The sequence below is a fragment of the Agromyces chromiiresistens genome (assembly GCF_029167465.1).
GTDB classification, from domain to species: domain Bacteria; phylum Actinomycetota; class Actinomycetes; order Actinomycetales; family Microbacteriaceae; genus Agromyces; species Agromyces chromiiresistens.
Genome location: NZ_JARFNL010000004.1, coordinates 1107341 through 1126322, shown reverse-complemented (window position 1 = coordinate 1126322; position 18982 = coordinate 1107341). Strand labels below are relative to the sequence as shown.

The following is an 18982-nucleotide window of genomic DNA, read 5'->3' as shown; positions in this document are numbered from 1 at the left end:
CATCCAGCCTATTCGGCGGGCTCCTCGCCCTGCCGGGCGTTCGGCTGGAAGTACTCCGAGTGTTCGCACTCGTCGGGCACGCTGCCGACCGAAGCCGCCTCGCGATAACCGCCACCCAGCAACACCGGGTCGCCGACCTCCGTGACGAGACCGTCGAACTCCACCTCGAGCCCGCCAGGTCCGCGACCCGCGCTTCGTCGGGCAGGACGATGCCGATGACGTCACCGCCCTCGGCGCGCGCCACGAGGCATCCGCTCTCGACGTCGATGCTGCCGACGGAGGCCGCCTGCTCCTCGATGTCGGAGCCGCCGACCCTCATGAGGACGGTCGTCGGGCCGACGGCGCGCGCCTCGACCGATGGGGCGGCGCACCCGGCGAGCGCGAGAATGCCGACCAGCGCGCCCGCGACGGCGCCACCCTCGACTCGGCCGAGTCCGGCCATCCCGCCCCCCTCGCGCCCCGTGCACGAGACCGACCACAAGATCAGGTGACCACGCCTCGTGCGACCACATGACCACATGACCACAGCAGGTGCAACCACGAGTCCGTCACGTCGGCACGAGTCGACCACGCTGCGAGGTGGCGGATTCGACCCCTACTCGGTGCGCGCTCGGCGGCGCCGCCGGAGGTTTCGCTCCGCAGACGGTGTGGACAAGTGGAATTGTGGACGGGCGACGTGTGGACAAGTGGAATTGTGGACGGGCGACGTGTGGAAATGTGGAATTGTGGCCGGCTTTCTCGGAGCGATACTCCCTCCGGGTGCGCGTTCCAGGGGGCTCGTGCGGCCCGCGGTGCAGCGGGGCCGCTCGACTCGGGTAGACTGTCCGAGGCTCCCCACGTGGCGCTATCCAGGCCAACTCCCCCAGGGCGGAAACGCAGCAAGGGTAACCGGGCTCTGGCGGGTGCGTGGGGGGTCACTGGAGGATTCGCCTAGTGGCCTATGGCGCACGCTTGGAAAGCGTGTTGGGTGAAAGCCCTCGGGGGTTCGAATCCCCCATCCTCCGCCAAGAACGATCACGCCGGGTGCGCGCACAGCACCCACACCGGGGTTCGAATCCCCCGTCCTCCGCCAAGAACGATCACGCCGGGTGCGCGCACAGCACCCACACCGGGGTCGAATCCCCCATCCTCCGCCAAGAACGATCACGCCCGTCACGCGATCGGCACCGCCCCTCGCCGGCATCTTCCCGATGCCGGTCGAGGGGTGTTCTGCGTCGAGGCATCCGCCCGTGCCCCCATGTCCGCCATCGTCGCCGGCAGCGCCTATGCTGTCCTGAGCCGGGTCGTGAGGGCCCGAGATGTCGACGAAGACGACGGCGTTCTCGTTGACCCCACGACGCCGGCACATTCTTCCCCTTCCGTCCGATCGCCGCGTCCACGCGCCTCGCGCCCCGCCGTGTCCTCATTAATGCCGAATAGCGTGCACCTCGCGCGAGGCGGATGATGTGAGAGATGTCAGCGGCACCGGTGGAAGCGAGGAGTGGGGATGCAGGGGGCTCCTCCATCAGCGCGGCGGCAGCAGGGGGCGACGGCCTCAGGGTGATCACCCTGAGGCCTCGTCGCACGCTCGGATGGAGCTACGGCGTCGCGGCAGCGGCGCTCGTGCTTCCACTGCTCGCCGTCGAGCTGTGGGTGCTCGATCCGACGGGGTCGTGGCCGATCGTCGCGGCAACGGCCGCGATCGTCGGCGGGCTGATGTGCCTCGCCTGGATCGCCTACCGCCGCACCCGGGTGTCGATCAGCCGCTACGGCATCGTCGAACGCGGATTCTTCGGCACCACCACGGTCGTCGCGGCCCGCGACGTCTCGAAGGTGCTGCGGCTCGACCTCTACCGGTCGAACAGCCTCGACACGACCGACGAGCTGTTCGTCGTGTGCCGCAGCGGCCGCGGCCGGTTCCGCATGCGCGGCCGGTTCTGGGACGCGTCGGCGATGGACCTCGTCGCCGGTGTGCTCGACGTCGAGGAGTCGACGCGGGACGAACCGGTGACGCTCGCCGAACTGCGCGAGAGCGATCCCGGGCTGCTCTACTGGTTCGAGCGTCGCTCGCTCATGGCCTGAGCCGCGAGGCCAGTGGTCTCGACACGCGTTTCGCGCTGCTCGGCCGACGGCATCGCGCTCCTCGACCGCCGGGTCACTGCGTCGCGACGCCGAGCTTCGGCGACGCCGGCGTGCTCGACGGCAGCTCGTGGAATCCCAGCCGGTCGTAGAACGCCCGCGCACCCGTGTTCTCGGCCGCGAGGCCGAGGTGGAGCGCAGCGACTCCTCGCTCGGCGAGTGCACCGCGCACCGTGTCGATGAGCCGGCGCCCCCAGCCCTGCCCCTGCAGTTCGGGCAGCAGGTCGATGTGCAGGTGGGCGGGGTACCGGTCGAGTTCGGGGATGAGCATGCGCTCGGAGTGCACGCCCGTGTCGATGAGGGCGGCCTCGGTGAACGCGGGTGCGTGCTCGGTCGGCGGCGCGGCGACGGGATGCCTCGCCGCGAAGCCCGGCGCCCACTCGCGCCGCCACCACTCGACGAAGTCCGCCGTGTCGGCGACGGCCATCACGTAACCCGCGGCACGTTGCTCGTCGGCCACGACGAAGGTGAGTTCGGGCGCGTACTCGACGTACGGCAGTGCGAACACCTCGGGCATGAGCGTGTCGTCGGAGTACACCCCCGTCGCGTCGCCGCCCGCTGCCGCGGTGCGCAGGCAGACCAGTGCGACGTCGTCGCGGTCGGCTGGGCGGTACGGGCGGATCTGGAACATCACGCCCATCCTCCCGTACCGGGTCTCGATACGCGTCCTCGTTCGTCGGGCGCTACTTCATCAGTGCAGCCTCAGCGGCGCTTGGCCATGCCGAAGATGCCGGTGATGACCTGCTTCAGCACGGTCTGGGTGGTGCGCGAGCCGAGCACTTCCTCGAGCGCCGACTTCTCCTTCGACCGCGACCGCGACGACGACCGGGAACTCCCCGACGTCTGCTTCATCAGTCGGTCGTACTCGGCCTGCGCCTTCTTGTCGGCCTTCGCGGCGTCGGCCTGAATCTTCGCCTGCATCTTCGCGTACTCGGCGTCGGCCTTCGCCTTGGCCGCCGCGGCTTCTTCGGCATCCACCCTCGCCGCGGCATCCGCGAGCTTCTTCGTCAGGATCTCGTGCGCCGACTCGCGGTCGATGCCCGTCGAGTACTTCGCCGAAAGCGGCGACGCGGCGACGGCCGCATCGATCGCCGCGTCGGGTGAGGGCGACATCGACGCCCGCGGTGCACGAAGCCTCGTCCACGCGACGGGCGACGGCGCGCCCTTCTCGTTCATCACCGTGACGATCGCCTCGCCCGTGCCGAGCACGGTGAGCGTCTCTTCCAGGTCGTAGCCCGAGTTCGGGTAGGTCGACACAGTCGCGCGCAGCGCCTTCGCATCGTCGGGCGTGAACGCGCGCAGTTGGTGCTGCACCCGCGAGCCGAGCTGGGCGAGCACGTCGCCCGGAACGTCCTTCGGCGTCTGCGTGACGAAGAACACGCCGACCCCCTTCGACCGGATGAGCCGCACCGTCTGGGTGATCTGCGCGAGGAACTCCTTCGACGCGTCCTTGAAGAGCAGGTGCGCCTCGTCGAAGAAGAAGACGAGCTTCGGCTTGTCGAGGTCGCCGACCTCGGGCAGGTCGGTGAAGAGATCGGCGAGCAACCACATGAGGAACGTGGAGTACAGCGCCGGCTTGTCGGCGACACCCGGCACCTCGAGCAGGCTGATGACACCCCGTCCGTCGGGCGCGGTGCGCAGGAACTCGGCCGTGTCGATCTCGGGCTCGCCGAAGAACACGTCGGCGCCCTGGTCGGCGAAGGTGATGAGCTCGCGCAGGATCACGCCGACGGTCGCCTTCGAGAGGCCGCCGAGGCCCTCGAGCTCGCCCTTGCCCTCGTCGCTCACGAGGTAGGCGAGCACCGCCCGCAGGTCTTCGAGGTCGAGCAGCGCGAGGTTGTTCTTGTTCGCGTAGTGGAAGACGAGTCCGAGGCTCGATTCCTGGGTGTCGTTGAGGCCGAGCACCTTCGACAGCAGGAGGGGCCCGAAGCCCGAGATCGTCGCGCGGATGGGCACGCCCCTGCCGACGCCGCCGAGTGAGAAGAACTCGGTCGGGAAGCTCGCCGCCGTCCAGTCCTGCCCGATTCCGGCCGTGCGCTTGAGGAGCTTCTCGTTGCCCTCGCCCGGCGTCGCGACGCCGGAGAGATCGCCCTTGATGTCGGCGGCGAACACGGCGACGCCCGCCGCGGAGAGCTGTTCGGCGAGCACCTGGAGCGTGCGGGTCTTGCCGGTGCCGGTCGCGCCGGCGACGAGGCCGTGCCGGTTCGTCATCGCGATCGGGATGCGCACCGGCACGTCGGGCATCGCGTCGCCGTTGACGAGGGCGCCCATCTCGAGGGCCGGGCCCTCGAAGGCGTACCCGCTGCGCACCGCGTCGATGTGCTTCGCGTCGAGGGGGCCGGATGCCTCGGCCGCGGCCTGCTCGGGCGCCGCGACCGGTTCGGGCGAGGCCGCCGCCGGCGCGGCGGGTGGTGCCTCCGACGCGGGTTCCTCCGCCACGGCTTCGGCCGCGGCATCCGACTTCGTCGCCGCCTCGGCGGCCGCCTTCGCGAGCGCCGCCGCCTCCTCGGCGGCCTTGATCGCCGCCTCCGCCTGCGCCTGCAGCGTCTTCGCCGCCTCGGCCGCAGCGGCGGCCGCCTCCTGAGCTTGCTTCACCGCGTCATCGGCCATGCGGCGATCCTATCGAGGCGCCGGTACCGGACCCGGGGCCGCCTTCGCCGAGCCGGGGCGCGCGTCGCGGAGCATTCCCGCCACGACCAGTGCGACGGCCCCGACGAGCACGAGCAACCACAGCCCGAGGGCGTACGAGTTCGTCTCGGCGTTGTAGGTCGCACCCATCACGAGCGGCGGGAAGTACCCGCCGAGACCGCCGGCCGCGGCGACGACGCCGGTCACCGCGCCCACCTTGTCCTTCGGCGTCGACGGCCCGACCCAGGCGAAGACCGCGCCCATGCCGAGGCCCATCGCCGCGGCCATGAGGATGAACGTCACCCCGGTCACGATGCCCTCGGGCGGCTGCTGCCCGACGATGTACGCGAGCGACACGATGCCCGCGAGCGAGATGAGCGAGATGACCTTCGGACCGACGCGGTCGGAGAGCGCACCGCCGATCGGCCGGGCCACGACCGCGGCGGTGGCGAACAGTGCGGTGCGCGTGCCCGCGCCGACCGGGTCGACCTCGTCGGGGTAGATCGTCGTGAGGTACTTCGGCAGGAACGTCGAGAAGGCCACGAAGCCTCCGAAGACGATGCCGTAGAGGAATGCCATCTCCCACGTGATGCGGAGCTTCAGTGCGCTGACGACCTTCGGCACGAGCGGCTGCCGGCTCGACTCCCAGGCGGGCGAGTCGCGCAGGAACAGCCAGACGATGATCGCCGTCGCGGCCATGATGCCGGCGACGAGGAGGTGCGTCGGCAGGTAGCCGATCGACTCCGCGAGACGCGGCGTGAGGAACGCGGAGATCGCCGTGCCGATCATGCCCATGCCGAACACGCCGGTCGCGAAACCGCGTCGCTTCGCTTCGTACCAGGCGCTCGAGAAGGGCACGCCGACCGCGAAGATCGTGCCCGCGACGCCGAGGTAGAACCCCGCGACGAGCAGCAGCGGGAAGCTCTTGATCTCGCCCGCGAGCGCGACGAGCAGCACGGCCGGCACCGAGCCGAGCAGCACGATGGTGAACATCCTGCGTCCGCCGAAGCGGTCGGTCATGGCACCCGTCACGATGCGGCCGAGCGCGCCGACGAGCACGGGCGTCGCGAGCATGAGCGAGATCTGCCCCTCGTCGAGCCCCATCTCGGTCGCGTACGTCTTCTGCAGCGGGGCGATGAGCATCCACGCCCAGAACCCGATCGCCGAGGCGAAGGTGGCCAGCAGCACCTGTCCGAGCTGCCCCTTCAGCGAGGGACCGCCCTGCGCCTCGGCCACTGCCCCGGCCTGCTTCGATGACTCGCTCAACGCTGCCCCCGATCGGTGCGATGTGCCGGCGAACCCGCCGTCTGCGCCCGACAGTACCGGGCGCATGACCCGTGTGGCCAGCCATTTCGGCCGAGTTCGTGAACATCGAATAAACCCGGTGAAACGCCTCGACAGACCGCCGTCGCGACCAATACGGTCGGTAGTGTCCGCGTCAAGCGGCAACCACCGGCGGCGCCGGCAACGGCGTTCGTCGCACAGGCGAGGAGGCCTTCGTGAGTCAGACGCCCCCGAGTTCGAGCGGTCCAGCCACCGACGGCGCGCTCGCCGATGCCCTCGTCAAGCTCGGCCGCTTCGTGCGGCCCGGCGAGGTGTCTCCCGACCTCCGCACCGTGACGCTCGAGGGCGGCCGCAAGGGCGACGTCTTCTACCGCGACCGCTGGTCGCACGACAAGGTCGTGCGCTCCACCCACGGCGTGAACTGCACGGGCTCGTGCTCGTGGAAGGTCTACGTGAAGGACGGCATCATCACGTGGGAGACGCAGCAGACCGACTACCCCTCGGTCGGCCCCGACTCCCCCGAGTACGAGCCACGCGGCTGCCCCCGCGGCGCGGCGTTCAGCTGGTACACCTACTCGCCGACGCGCGTCCGCTACCCGTACCTGCGCAGCGTGCTGCTCGAGCGGTACCGTGCGGCGAAGGCCCGGGTCGGCGGCGACCCCGTGCTGGCCTGGGAGGCGCTCGTCACCGACCGCGAGGCATCCCGCGCGTACAAGCGGGCCCGCGGCAAGGGCGGGCTCGTGCGCGCGAGCTGGGACGAGGCGCTCGAGATCATCGCGGCGGCCCACGTGCACACGATCAAGGCGCACGGCCCCGACCGGGTCGCGGGCTTCTCGCCGATCCCGGCGATGTCGATGGTGTCGCACGGCGCCGGCGCGCGCTTCGTCAACCTCATCGGCGGCACGATGCAGTCGTTCTACGACTGGTACGCCGACCTTCCCGTCGCGAGCCCGCAGGTCTTCGGCGACCAGACCGACGTGCCCGAGTCGGCCGACTGGTGGAACTCGAGCTACCTCATGATGTGGGGCTCGAACGTGCCGGTCACCCGCACGCCCGACGCGCACTTCATGACCGAGGCGCGCTACCGCGGCCAGAAGGTCGTGACCGTCTCGCCCGACTACGCCGACAACACGAAGTTCGCCGACGAATGGCTCGCCCCGCACCCCGGCACCGACGCGGCGCTCGCGATGGCGATGGGTCACGTGATCCTGCGCGAGTTCCTCGTCGAGCGACGCACCCCGCGCTTCGTGCACTACCTGAAGACCTATTCGGATGCCCCGTACCTGATCACCCTCGAATCGCGGGGCGACGGGTTCGTGCCGGGCAAGTTCCTCACCGCGGCCGACCTCGGCGGCGAGGCGGCCGAGACGGCCAACGCGGCGTTCAAGACCGTGCTGCTCGGCGAGGGCGGCGAACCCGTCGTGCCGAACGGCTCGCTCGGTCACCGGTTCGGCGCCGAAGACGAGGGCAAGTGGAACCTCGACCTCGAGGACGTCGACCCGCTGCTCTCGATCATGGACGACGCCGCATGGCTCGGCGCGACCGCGGCCGTCGACCTGCCGCGCTTCGACGTCGCGCCCGAGCCGGGCGCGGAGCACGAGGGCGGCACCGGCGTCGTGCGTCGGGGCGTGCCGACGCTCGAGGTCGCGGGCCGTACGGTGACGACCGTGTTCGACCTGCTGCTCGCGCAGTACGGCGTCGGACGCGACGGGCTGCACGGCGAATGGCCGACCGGCTACGACGACCCGTCGACGCCCGGAACGCCCGCCTGGCAGGAGGAGGTCACCGGCGTCCCCGCGGAGCAGGCCGAGCGCATCGGGCGCGAGTTCGCCGACAACGCCGAGCGCTCGGGCGGCCGCTCGATGATCCTCATGGGCGCTGGCACCAACCACTGGTTCCACTCCGACACGATCTACCGCACCTTCCTCGCACTCACGACGATGACCGGCTGCCAGGGCGTGAACGGCGGCGGCTGGGCGCACTACGTCGGCCAGGAGAAGGTGCGGCCCGTCACCGGGTACACGCAGTACGGCACCGCGAGCGACTGGTCCAGACCCGGCCGCGCGATGATCGGCACCGCGTTCTGGTACCTCGCGACCGACCAGTGGCGCTACGACGGGCTGCCCGCCGATCAGCTCGCCTCGCCGCTGGCCTCGGGCCTGTTCGCCGGGCGGACGACGGCGGACTGCCTCGTGGAGTCGGCCAAGCGCGGCTGGATGCCGAGCTATCCGACGTTCGACCGCAACCCGCTCGACCTCGTCGACGAGGCCCGGGCCGCCGGCCGCGAACCCGCGGACTACGTCGTCGACTCGCTGAAAGACGGGTCGCTGCGCTACGCGTGCGAGGACCCCGACTCGCCCGAGAACTTCCCGCGTGTGCTCAACGTGTGGCGGGCGAACATCCTCGGCTCCTCGGGCAAGGGAAACGAGTACTTCCTCAAGCACCTGCTCGGCACCGACTCGGCGGTGCGCGCGGGCGAGGCACCGCCCGAGCGCCGGCCGAACACCATCGAGTGGCACGACGAGGCTCCCGAGGGCAAGCTCGACCTGCTCGTCACGACTGACTTCCGCATGACCTCGACGACGCTGTTCTCCGACGTCGTGCTGCCCGCCGCGACCTGGTACGAGAAGCACGACCTCTCGTCGACCGACATGCACCCGTTCGTGCACTCGTTCAACCCGGCGATCGCGCCGCCCTGGCAGACGAAGACCGACTTCGAGATCTTCCACCTCATCGCCCAGCGGCTCTCGGAGTACGCCCGCGTGCACCTCGGCACGCGCAGCGACCTCGTCGCGGCGCCGCTCATGCACGACACCCCCGACGCGATGGCGACTCCGCACGGCATCGTCGAGGACGGGCAGCCGCTCGTGCCGGGCGTCACGATGCCGAAGCTCGTCGTCGTCGAGCGCGACTACACCGCGATCGCCGACAAGATGGCGACGCTCGGCCCGCTCGCGGTGAAGGCCGGCATGGTCACGAAGGGCATCGTCTTCGACCCCACCCCCGAGGTCGCCGAGCTCGGACGGCTCAACGGGGTCGCCACGGGCGGCGCGGGCGCCGGGCAGCCGCTGCTCGACACCGACGTGAAGGTCTGCGAGGCGATCCTCGCGCTCTCGGGCACGACCAACGGGCGGCTCTCGGTGCAGGGCTTCCGCCAGCTCGAGAAGCGCACGGGCCAGCGCATCGCGCAGCTCGCGGAGGACCACGAGGGCGGGCGTATCCGCTTCGCCGACGTGCAGTCGCGACCGGTGTCGGTGATCACGAGCCCCGAGTGGTCGGGCTCCGAGCACGGCGGCCGGCGGTACACGGCGTTCGCGATCAACGTCGAGCACCTGAAGCCGTGGCACACCCTCACCGGGCGCCAGCACTTCTTCCTCGACCACGACTGGATGAGCGAGCTCGGCGAGAACCTGCCGGTCTACCGGCCACCGCTCGACCTCGCGCGACTCTTCGGCGACTCGCCGGCTCCCGGATCGACGGCGCCGAGCGGCGACCCCGCGGCGGCCGGACGTGCCGAGGTCGCGGTGCGCTACCTCACGCCGCACTCGAAGTGGTCGATCCACTCGGAGTACCAGGACAACCTCTTCATGCTCTCGCTCTCGCGCGGCGGCCCCACGATCTGGATGAGCCCGCAGGACGCGGAGAAGATCGGCGTGCGCGACAACGAGTGGATCGAGTCGTACAACCGCAACGGCGTCGTCGTCGCCCGCGCGATCGTCTCGCACCGCATGCCCGAGGGCACGGTGTACATGTACCACGCGAAGGACCGAACGGTGGATGTGCCGCGGACCGAGACGAGCGGCCTCCGCGGCGGCATCCACAATTCGCTGACCCGGGTGCTCTTGAAACCCAGCCACCTGATCGGCGGCTACGCGCAGCTCGCCTTCGCGTTCAACTACCTGGGGCCGACCGGCAACCAGCGAGACGAAGTCACGGTGATCCGCCGTCGCAGCCAGGAGGTCGAGTACTGATGAAGGTCATGGCGCAGATGTCGATGGTCATGAACCTCGACAAGTGCATCGGCTGCCACACCTGCAGCGTCACCTGCAAGCAGGCGTGGACGAACCGCTCGGGCGTCGAGTACGTCTGGTTCAACAACGTCGAGACGCGGCCCGGCATCGGGTACCCGCGTCGCTACGAGGACCAGCAGAAGTGGGGCGGCGGCTGGGTGCGCACGAAGTCGGGCCGTCTGAAGCTCCGCTCGGGCGGCCGGCTCAAGAAGCTCGCGACGATCTTCTCCAACCCGAAGCTGCCCGAGATCCACGACTACTACGAGCCCTGGACCTACGAGTACGACATGCTGCTCAACGCCCCCGCGGGCGAGCACACCCCGGTCGCGAAGCCGAAGAGCCTGCTGACCGGCGAGGACATGAAGATCTCGTGGTCGGCGAACTGGGACGACAACCTCGGCGGCTCCCGCGAGACGATGCAGGACGACCCGATCCTGCAGCACATGTCGGAGCACGTCGCGAGCGAGTTCGAGCAGACGTTCATGTTCTACCTTCCGCGCATCTGCGAGCACTGCCTCAACCCGTCGTGCGTGGCCTCCTGCCCGTCGGGCGCGATGTACAAGCGGGTCGAGGACGGGATCGTGCTCGTCGACCAGGACCAGTGCCGCGGCTGGCGCATGTGCGTGTCGGGATGCCCCTACAAGAAGGTCTACTTCAACCACAAGACCGGCAAGGCCGAGAAGTGCACGCTCTGCTACCCGCGCCTCGAGGTCGGACTGCCGACCGTGTGCTCCGAGACCTGCGTCGGGCGGCTGCGCTACCTCGGGCTCGTGCTCTACGACGCCGACAAGGTCGCCGAGGCGGCCCGGGTCGAGAACGAGCAGGAGCTGCTCGAGTCGCAGCGCAGCGTCTTCCTCGACCCGCACGACCCCGCCGTCGTGCAGGCCGCGCGCGAGGCCGGAATCCCGGAGGACTGGATCGACGCGGCCCAGCGCTCCCCCATCCACAAGCTCATCAACGAGTACAGGGTCGCGCTGCCGCTGCACCCCGAATACCGCACGATGCCGATGGTCTGGTACATCCCGCCGCTCTCCCCCGTCGTCGACGTCGTGGCCTCGTCGGGCAACGACGGCGAGGACGCGAAGACGCTGTTCTCGGCCATCTCGAAGCTGCGGATCCCGCTCGAGTACCTCGCCGGCCTCTTCACCGCGGGCGACACGCGCCCCGTCGAGGCGTCGCTGCGCAAGCTCGCCGCGATGCGCTCGTACATGCGCGGCATCAACCTCGGCGAGGGCAAGGACGAACGCATCGCCGACGCCGTCGGCATGACGGGCGAGACGATCGAGGAGATGTACCGGCTGCTCGCGATCGCGAAGTACGAGGAGCGTTACGTCATCCCCGCCGCGCACACCGAGCAGGCGCGCGAGCTCGACGAGCTCGCGTGCTCCCTCGACTACGACGGCGGCCCGGGCATGGGCGGCGCGGGCCCCTTCGGCTCGTCGAGCGGCCAGCAGGTGCCGGTCGCGGTCGAGAACTTCCACGCGCTGAAGAACCGGCAGACCGCCGACCGGCCGTCGACACCGGGCCGGGTGAACCTGCTCAACTGGGACGGCAACGGCTCGCCGCAAGGCCTGTTCCCGCCGAAGGGCGACGGCGTGGGCGACGGGGGCGAATGATGGCCAGGCTGCCGCTCATCTTCCGCCGCCCCGGCTCTGTGCCGAACGCGTCGGGTCCGCGCATCGCGCTGAGCGACGACCAGCGTCGCCTCGCGCACATGGCCGCGTCGCTGCTGCTCGACTACCCGGGCGAGGGCTTCGCCGAGCGCGCGGCCGCGGTCGAGGCATCCGTCCCGGGGCTGCCGTCCGAGCTGTCCGGCGAGTTCTTCGGGTTCCTCGAGCACGTCTCGTCGACGCCCGCCGCCGCGCTCGAGGCCGAGTACGTCGCGACCTTCGACCTCAAGCGCAAGTGCTGCCTCTACCTGACGTACTTCCAGGCGGGCGACACCCGCCAGCGCGGCGCCGCGCTGGTCTCGTTCATCGAGACGTACCGCGCCACCGGGTGGGAGTTCGACGCCGACGAGCTGCCCGACTTCCTGCCCGCCGTGCTCGAGTTCTCCGCCCGCAGCGATTCGCCCGAGGCATCCGAGCTGATCGCCGCCCACCGCGACGGGCTCGAGGTGCTGCGGGAGGCCCTCGAGAAGCAGGGCAGCCCGTGGGCCGGGCTCGTCAGGGCCGTGTGCCGGTCGCTGCCCGAGCTCGACGACGCGACCCGCGAACGCTATCTCGCACTCGTGAACGAGGGGCCGCCCGCCGAGACGGTCGGACTGTCGTTCCTCGGGAGCATCCCGCCGTACCGGCCGGTCGGCGCCGCGCACGAGGAGGTCCGCGCATGAACGACGCCTGGAACGTGCTGCTCTGGGTCGCCCTGCCGTACGCGGCGTTCGCGGTGTTCGTCGTCGGGCACATCTGGCGGTACCGCTACGACAAGTTCGGCTGGACGACGCGGTCGAGCCAGACCTACGAGAACCGCCTGCTGCGCTGGGGGTCGCCGATGTTCCACCTCGGCATCCTCATGGTGATCGCGGGGCACGTCGTGGGCCTGCTCATCCCCCGCGAATGGCTCTACGCGATCGGCATCGACGAGCACATGTACCACCTCGGGGCGACCGTGCTCGGCTCGTTCGCGGCACTGCTCACGATCGCGGGACTCGTGATCCTCATCTACCGACGGCGCACGGTCGGACCGGTGTTCCTCGCGACGACGCGCATGGACAAGGTCATGTACGTCTTCCTCGGCGGCGTGATCCTGTTCGGCACGCTCGCGACCGTCATGTACCAGGTGCTCGGGCCGGGGTACGAGTACCGCGGCACGGTGGGGCCGTGGTTCCGCAGCCTCATCCTCCTGCAGCCCCAGCCCGAGCTCATGGCCGACGTGCCGCTCATGTTCCAGCTGCACGTGCTGTGCGCGACGCTGCTGTTCGCGCTGTGGCCGTTCACGCGACTCGTGCACGTGTTCTCGGCGCCGATCGGCTACCTGTTCCGGCCGTACATCGTCTACCGCTCGCGCGACGCCGCGAGCACCCGTCCGGGCACGAGCGGACGGAAGCGCGGCTGGGAGGGCATCCAGACGCCCGACCCGAAGAAGCTCACGAAGCTCTGACGAGGCTTCGCGCGCCTCGCCTCATGCCGGGAACGGCAGCGCGCGTCCCGTCTCGATCCACGACTTGAAGCTCGAGAGCACGAGCGGCCACGTGTCGCTCGTCTCGGCCTCGGCAGGATGTCCTTCGCTCCACTCGTCGTTCGTGAACGTGAGCTTCGTGAGCGCGTCGCCCGCCGAGCTCATGCGCCAGGTCATACGGCTGCGGAGCTCCGCGTGGTTCTCGCGGTAGGTCGGGCCCGGATGCTCGGAGAGCTGCAGCAGCGCTCCGGGCTCGGCGGCGAGCACCTCGCCGTAGACGTGGACGGTCTCGTCGCCGTCCTGGCCCGGGCCGACGTACTCGTAGCGCTCGCCGGGGGCGAGCTCGCCGCGGAGCACCGAGCCCCACATGACGGCGCGGCTGCCGTCGTCGCCGGTGATCGCGTCCCACACCTGCTGCGGCTCGGCTGCGACGTACAGGGTCATCTCGAAGTCGGACATGGTCGGTTCTCCGCTCTCTGGTTCTGCCGGTCGATTTCCGCCGGTCGATTCGGTTCGACGCTACGGATGCCGCGTGGCGGGCGTCTTGCAGAAACGCGACAGCGACTCGGTGAGGGGCGGCGGGCGACGGGTGTCGGCGGACGACGCCATACTCGGACCATGCAGCCCTCGGACTACTGGCGCACGCGCGCCGGCGCCGCCGACAAGGGCGTGCTCGCGCCGAGGCGCGGCGAGCCGGGTCTGGCACCGATCGCGGCCGACGCGGCCGCCCAGCACGCCGCCGACGCGCCCGTGCGGCTGGCCCGATTCCCGGCGCCGCCCCCCGTCGCGCACGTCGTGCGGCACTTCTGGGTGCCCAGGTGGCGGTTGCCCGCCGGCGTGGTCATCGAACAGGGCGTGCTCGAGTACCCGTCGGCGAACCTCGTCGTCGAGCCCGACGGCACCGCGCTGCACGGTCCGTCGATCGGTCGCGGCGTCTCACGGCTCGAAGGCGAGGGTTGGGCCGTCGGCGCCCTCCTGCAGCCCGGCGTCGCCGGGCTCATCGCGCCGGGCGAGGTCCGCTCGCTCGTCGGCGGTTCTGTGCCGGTCGAGGCGTTGCGGCTGCGGGGTACCGCGGCAGGCGTCTCGCGGGTCCGCACGGCGGCCGAGGACGGCCGCGACGACGAGGCGGTCGCGGCGTTCGCCGACTGGCTCGGCGCGCAGCACATCGTCCTCGACCCCGATGCCGCCCTCGCGGCGCGCGTCGTCGAGCTCGCCGAGACCGACCGTACGATCCTGCGGGCGGGCGAGCTGGCCGACGCGAGCGGGCTCGGGCTGCGTGCGCTCGAGCGTCTGGTGCGCGCGCGGCTCGGCCTCACCCCGAAGTGGCTGATCAGTCGATACCGCATGCAGGAGGCCGCGCATCGGCTCGCCGCCGACGACCCGCCGTCGCTCGCCGACCTCGCCGCGGAGCTCGGCTTCGTCGACCAGGCGCACTTCACCCGCGAGTTCCGCACGGTCATCGGCGAGACGCCGCGGCGCTACGCCGCAGCGGCGCAGGCGACCCGGGCGGCGGGGGTTCCCTCCGGCCACCCGGCCGACCTAGGGTGAGGAGCGTGAGCCCTGCAGCGCGAGCGGACGAGGTCATCGAAGTCGACGGTCGCGAGGTGCGCATCTCGCACCCCGACAAGGTCGTCTTCCCCGAGCCGGGGCTCACCAAGCTCGATCTCGTGAAGTACTACCTCGCGGTCGCCGACGGTGCGCTGCGCGGCGCGGGTGGGCGCCCGATGGTGCTCAAACGGTTTGTCAAGGGCATCGACCAGGAGGCCTTCTTCCAGAAGCGCGCTCCCGACAAGCGCCCCGAGTGGATCGAGACCGCGACGCTGCACTACGCGTCGGGCAATTCCGCCGAAGAGGTCGTCGTGAACGATGCGGCCGCGCTCGCCTGGGTCGTGAACCTCGGATGCATCGACCTCAACCCCCACCCCGTGCGAGCCGGCGACCTCGACCATCCCGACGAGCTGCGCGTCGACCTCGACCCGATGCCCGGCGTCGACTGGTCGCAGATCGTCGACGTCGCGTTCGTCGCGCGCGAGGTGCTCGACGACGTCGGGCTGGTCGGCTGGCCGAAGACGTCCGGCTCTCGCGGCATCCACATCTCGGTGCGCATCGCACCCGAGTGGACCTATCCCGAGGTGCGGCTCGCCGCCGAGACGCTCGCGCGCGAGGTCGAGCTCCGCGCTCCCGGCCTCGCATCCGCCCGCTGGTGGAAGGAGGAGCGCGGCGAGAGCGTGTTCGTCGACTTCAACCAGAACGCGAAGGACCGCACGGTCGCCTCGGCGTACTCGGTGCGTCCGCTGCCCGACGCCCGCGTCTCGACCCCGCTCGACTGGGCGGAGGTCCGCGAGAGTCGTCCCGAGCGCTTCACCGTCGCGACGGTCCTCGCACGCTTCGCCGAGCGCGGCGACGCCGCGGCCGGCATCGACGACGCGGTCGGCCGTCTCGATGGTCTGCTGCGACTCGCCGAGGAGCTCGGCCCCGCCGAGAAGCCCCCGCGCCGCGGCTCGGGCGATGGCTCCGGGCAACGGCAGTCGACGATGCCGCTCATCGAGATCGCCCGCGCCAAGACGAAGCCCGAGGCCCTCGAGGGCCTGGAGCGGTGGAAGGAACGTCACTCCGACGTCGTGCCCCGGCTCGAGCCGGCCGACGTGCTCGTCGACGGCATGCGAGGCAGTTCGTCGCTCTGGTACCGCATCCGGGTGAACCTGCAGCATGTGCCCGAGGCGGAGCGGCCGCCGCAGGAACCGCTCGAGGTCGATTACGACCCGTGGGCGAAGTACCGCGACGAGAACGGCGAGCTGTCGTTCCCCGGCGGCCGCCCCGGCGATCGTTCCGGCGGCACGACTGGCCGCGCCTCGTGAGCGACTTCGGTCCCGTCGACCCCGGTCATCACGCCGACATCGAATGGTTGCACCGCTGGCGCCTGCATCCCGAGGGCGACCCGCAGACGACGGCGTCGAGCACGCTGATCCCCGTGAGAACCATCGACGGGGTCGCGGCGGTGCTCAAGGTCGCCCACGTGGAGGAGGAGGAGCGCGGCGCCGAGCTGCTCGAACAGCTCGACGGACACGGCGCTGCGCGCGTCCTGCAGCGCGAGGGGCAGGCGGTGCTGCTCGAACGGGCCACCGGCACGGGCGACCTCGTGCGCATGGTCGTCGACGGCGACGACGACGGTGCGACGCGGGTGATCTGCGCAGCGGCGCGCCGCGTGCACCTCGACCCGGCGGAGCTCCCCACGCTCACCGACTCGGGGGTGCCGCTCCTCGTGCCGCTCGAGCAGTGGTTCCGCGAGCTGTTCGCGCACGCCGACGACCTCGACCCGCTCCATCGGCAGGGCGCCGACTACGCCGACCGGCTGCTGTCGACGCAGCGGGACGCGCGCGTGCTGCACGGCGACCTGCACCACGGGAACGTGCTCGACTTCGGCGAGCGCGGATGGCTCGTCATCGACCCCAAGGGGCTCGTCGGCGAGGCCGCCTTCGACTACTGCAACCTGCTCTGCAACCCGTCGCACGCGCGGGCGCTCATGCCCGGGCGGCTCGAGCGCCAGTTCGGCATCGTCGTCGCCGAGACCGGCGTGCTGCCGTCGCGGCAGCGAGACTGGCTCGTGGCCTGGTGCGCACTGTCGTCGACGTGGTTCGCGATCGCCGACGACCCGTCGCACGCCGAGTCGGTCACACGTCTCGGCGTGACCGCCGCCGATCTCGCGCTCTGACGGGCGGGCGGGCGTCAGGCGCGCGAGATCTCGACGACCGGCCGCGACGCCCACTCGCGCACGAGCTCGGTGCGCACGGCGACCCCGGTACCCGGGCCGTCGGGCACCCGGAGCTGCCCGCGGTGCTCGCCGTCGCCGAGCACGAACGGCTCGGTCACATCGTCGGCGTAGTAGCGGTCGGAGGCCGACGTGTCGCCGGGCAGCGCGAACCCGGGCAGCGCGGCGAGCGCGACGTTCGCCGCACGGCCGATCCCGGTCTCGAGCATGCCGCCGCACCACACCGGCACGTCGAGCTGACGGCACGCGTCGTGCACGCGCAGCGCCTCGAGGTAACCGCCCATCCGGCCGGGCTTGATGTTGACGACGCTCGTCGCGCCGCGATCGATCGCGTCCACCGCCGTCGCGGCATCCAGGATCGATTCGTCGAGGCAGACGGGGGTCTCGCACGCGGCAGCGAGCCGGGCGTGGGTGGCGATGTCCTCCTCGGCGAACGGCTGCTCGATGAGCAGCAGGTCGAACGCGTCGAGGCTCGCGAGCAGCGGGATGTCGTCGCCCGTGTACGCCGTGTTCGCGTCGACCTGCAGGAGACCGTCGCGTCCCATGAGCTCGCGGACGGCCGCGACGGGCAGGACGTCCCAGCCGGGCTTGATCTTGAGCTTGATACGGCGGTAGCCGGCCTCGAGGTACCCGGTGACCTCGTCGAGCAGTTCCTCGAGCGTCGGCGCGATGCCGACGGAGACCCCGCAGTCGACCCACTCGCGCTCCGCTCCGAACGCCTCGCCCATCGATCGGCCCTGGGCGCGCAGCTCGGCGTCGAGGACGGCCGACTCGAGGGCGGCCTTCGCCATGCGGTGGCCCGCGACGAACGCGAGCGTGCCGGCGACCGACCGTGCGAGCGGCAGCGAGGCGCCGCGGGTGCCGGGGCCGTCGGCACCTGCCGCTCCGGCGACTCCGGCCGTTTCGGCCGCGTGGTGCGCGGCGTCGTACGCGCGACGGTGTGCGGTCGCGTCGAGCAGTGCCGGGCCGAGGAACCGTTCGATCACGGATGCCGCGCCGTCGACGTACTCGGAGGAGTAGAAGGGCTCGCGGCCGGCGACGCACTCGCCCCACCCCTCGCCGGCGTCGGTGCTCACGTGCACGAGGAGCGCTTCGCGCACCGTCTCGCGACCGAAGCTCGTCTCGAACGGCCGCACGAGCGGCACCTCGATGCGATGCAGCGCGATCGTCTCGATGCGGGTCGGGTTCGTCGTCATCTCGCCTCCTCGGCGTCGGGCTCGGCCTCGGTGAACACGTAGTCCCCGGCGTCGTCGAGCTCGGGTCGCAGCCCCTGCCGCGCCATCTCGGTGAACGCGCGCACGGATGCCGCGCGCATCCGTGCGGCATCGGCAGCGGCATCCCGCCTGACTGCCTCGAAGTCGGGCACGAGCGCGAAGCCCGACTCCCCCGACCAGCGCGGAGGCGCACCGCCGGCGAGCGCGCGGAGCACCCGCGACGACGTGAGTCGCCAGCGCACCTCGAAGCGATCGCTGCGGTCGGCGCCCGAGATCTCGTCGCCGAGCACGCCGTAGAACTCGGGGAGGTAGGCGGCGACCTCGGCCCCGAGCCGCACGAGGTTCATGCGGGCGTTGCGGCGGATGAGGGGGTCGAACGTCCAGCGGACCTCGACGACGCCGTGCTCGAGGCAGATCGCCCGCTGGCGGAGCTTCAGCGCGAGCCCGATGCCGTGCCCGCGCGCCGCCGGGGCGACCGCGTTCATGTGCGAGTGCAGGTGGAGGCCCTCGTTCCAGCCGAGGAACCCGAGCGTCGCGCCGAGCAACTCACCCGGGATCGCGTACGGCGGCGTCGCCGAGGCATCCACGCCGCCCTCGTCGTCGGCGACCGCGACGAGCACCGTCGCGCCCGCGTGCGCCAGCGCCCGGATCATCGAGTGGTCGGGGCCGCGCCCCTCGCCCCAGGTCGACTCGAACCGGGCGAGCACCGCCTCGATCTCGTGCTCGGCGGCCTCGCGCGTGATGACGCCCGCGCCGAGGTCGGCGCGATCGGCGGCGGCAAGGGCCTCGGCGACGTACTGCCCGGCGACATCGGCGTCCATGTGTCGAGGCTAGCCGAGCGC

At 71.1% G+C, this 18982-nt stretch carries 15 protein-coding genes, 1 tRNA gene and 1 other RNA gene; 10 read left to right on the top strand and 7 right to left on the bottom strand.

The window, feature by feature from the left end:
- Positions 1-8: 8 nt before the first annotated feature.
- Positions 9-164: a hypothetical protein gene (locus PX701_RS12565; protein ID WP_231431763.1), complete on the bottom strand. Its 156-nt coding sequence runs from the start codon at positions 162-164 to the stop codon at positions 9-11.
- Positions 165-825: 661 nt separating this feature from the next.
- Between PX701_RS12565 and ffs the strand changes: the two genes are divergently transcribed.
- From ffs to PX701_RS12550, 3 genes are all read left to right on the top strand, one after another.
- An RNA gene (ffs, locus tag PX701_RS12560) (signal recognition particle sRNA small type) lies at positions 826-922 on the top strand.
- Positions 920-1007, top strand: a tRNA-Ser gene (locus PX701_RS12555). The genes ffs and PX701_RS12555 overlap by 3 nt, the downstream gene beginning before the upstream one ends.
- A 532-nt stretch (positions 1008-1539) precedes the next feature.
- A complete protein-coding gene (locus PX701_RS12550) occupies positions 1540-2061 on the top strand; it encodes a hypothetical protein (RefSeq protein ID WP_231431764.1) in 522 nt (173 codons plus the stop codon).
- A gap of 73 nt (positions 2062-2134) precedes the next feature.
- Here the strand turns inward: PX701_RS12550 and PX701_RS12545 are convergent, their stop codons facing one another.
- The 3 genes from PX701_RS12545 to PX701_RS12535 form a co-directional block, all read right to left on the bottom strand.
- Complete coding sequence (locus PX701_RS12545; protein ID WP_275506479.1) at positions 2135-2749, bottom strand: GNAT family N-acetyltransferase; 615 nt, start codon at positions 2747-2749, stop codon at positions 2135-2137.
- 71 nt (positions 2750-2820) lie between these two features.
- A complete protein-coding gene (locus PX701_RS12540; RefSeq protein WP_275506478.1) occupies positions 2821-4728 on the bottom strand; it encodes a helicase HerA-like domain-containing protein in 1908 nt (635 codons plus the stop codon).
- A gap of 9 nt (positions 4729-4737) precedes the next feature.
- On the bottom strand, positions 4738-6012 hold the full coding sequence (locus tag PX701_RS12535) for a nitrate/nitrite transporter (protein WP_374201141.1): 1275 nt from the start codon (positions 6010-6012) through the stop codon (positions 4738-4740).
- A gap of 233 nt (positions 6013-6245) precedes the next feature.
- Here PX701_RS12535 and PX701_RS12530 point away from each other — a divergent pair, with 233 nt between their 5' ends.
- From PX701_RS12530 to narI, 4 genes are read left to right on the top strand one after another with little or no spacing between them, the layout of a single operon-like run.
- Entirely contained in the window at positions 6246-10001 is a 3756-nt protein-coding gene (locus tag PX701_RS12530; protein WP_275506477.1) for a nitrate reductase subunit alpha, read from the top strand.
- Positions 10001-11656, top strand: coding sequence for a nitrate reductase subunit beta (narH, locus tag PX701_RS12525; protein ID WP_275506476.1), 1656 nt, complete (start codon positions 10001-10003; stop codon positions 11654-11656). The genes PX701_RS12530 and narH overlap by 1 nt, the downstream gene beginning before the upstream one ends.
- Positions 11656-12372 carry a nitrate reductase molybdenum cofactor assembly chaperone gene (narJ, locus tag PX701_RS12520; protein WP_275506475.1) on the top strand — a complete coding sequence of 239 codons (717 nt, stop codon included), beginning with the start codon at positions 11656-11658 and terminating at the stop codon, positions 12370-12372. Before narH ends, narJ begins: the two co-directional genes overlap by 1 nt.
- A complete protein-coding gene (gene narI / locus PX701_RS12515) occupies positions 12369-13139 on the top strand; it encodes a respiratory nitrate reductase subunit gamma (RefSeq protein WP_275506474.1) in 771 nt (256 codons plus the stop codon). The genes narJ and narI overlap by 4 nt, the downstream gene beginning before the upstream one ends.
- A gap of 21 nt (positions 13140-13160) precedes the next feature.
- On the opposite strand, the gene PX701_RS12510 is transcribed toward narI, so the two are convergent.
- Positions 13161-13616 (bottom strand): SRPBCC domain-containing protein, encoded by a 456-nt coding sequence (locus PX701_RS12510; RefSeq protein ID WP_275506473.1) that lies wholly within the window; start codon positions 13614-13616, stop codon positions 13161-13163.
- Positions 13617-13775: 159 nt separating this feature from the next.
- On the opposite strand from PX701_RS12510, the gene PX701_RS12505 reads away from it, so the two are divergent.
- Genes PX701_RS12505 through PX701_RS12495 form a run of 3 tightly spaced genes read left to right on the top strand, consistent with a single transcriptional unit; the run spans position 13776 to position 16869 of the window.
- A complete protein-coding gene (locus PX701_RS12505; RefSeq protein WP_275506472.1) occupies positions 13776-14705 on the top strand; it encodes an AraC family transcriptional regulator in 930 nt (309 codons plus the stop codon).
- Between the two features lie 5 nt (positions 14706-14710).
- A complete protein-coding gene (gene ligD / locus PX701_RS12500) occupies positions 14711-16015 on the top strand; it encodes a non-homologous end-joining DNA ligase (RefSeq protein ID WP_275506471.1) in 1305 nt (434 codons plus the stop codon).
- Entirely contained in the window at positions 16012-16869 is an 858-nt protein-coding gene (locus PX701_RS12495; RefSeq protein WP_231431775.1) for an aminoglycoside phosphotransferase family protein, read from the top strand. Before ligD ends, PX701_RS12495 begins: the two co-directional genes overlap by 4 nt.
- Before the next feature lie 14 nt (positions 16870-16883).
- Here PX701_RS12495 and menC read toward each other — a convergent pair whose 3' ends face one another.
- Positions 16884-18122: an o-succinylbenzoate synthase gene (gene menC, locus PX701_RS12490; RefSeq protein WP_275506470.1), complete on the bottom strand. Its 1239-nt coding sequence runs from the start codon at positions 18120-18122 to the stop codon at positions 16884-16886.
- Positions 18119-18961, bottom strand: a complete 843-nt coding sequence (locus tag PX701_RS12485) for a hypothetical protein (RefSeq protein WP_275506469.1) — start codon at positions 18959-18961, stop codon at positions 18119-18121. Before PX701_RS12485 ends, menC begins: the two co-directional genes overlap by 4 nt.
- Positions 18962-18982 lie beyond the last annotated feature (21 nt).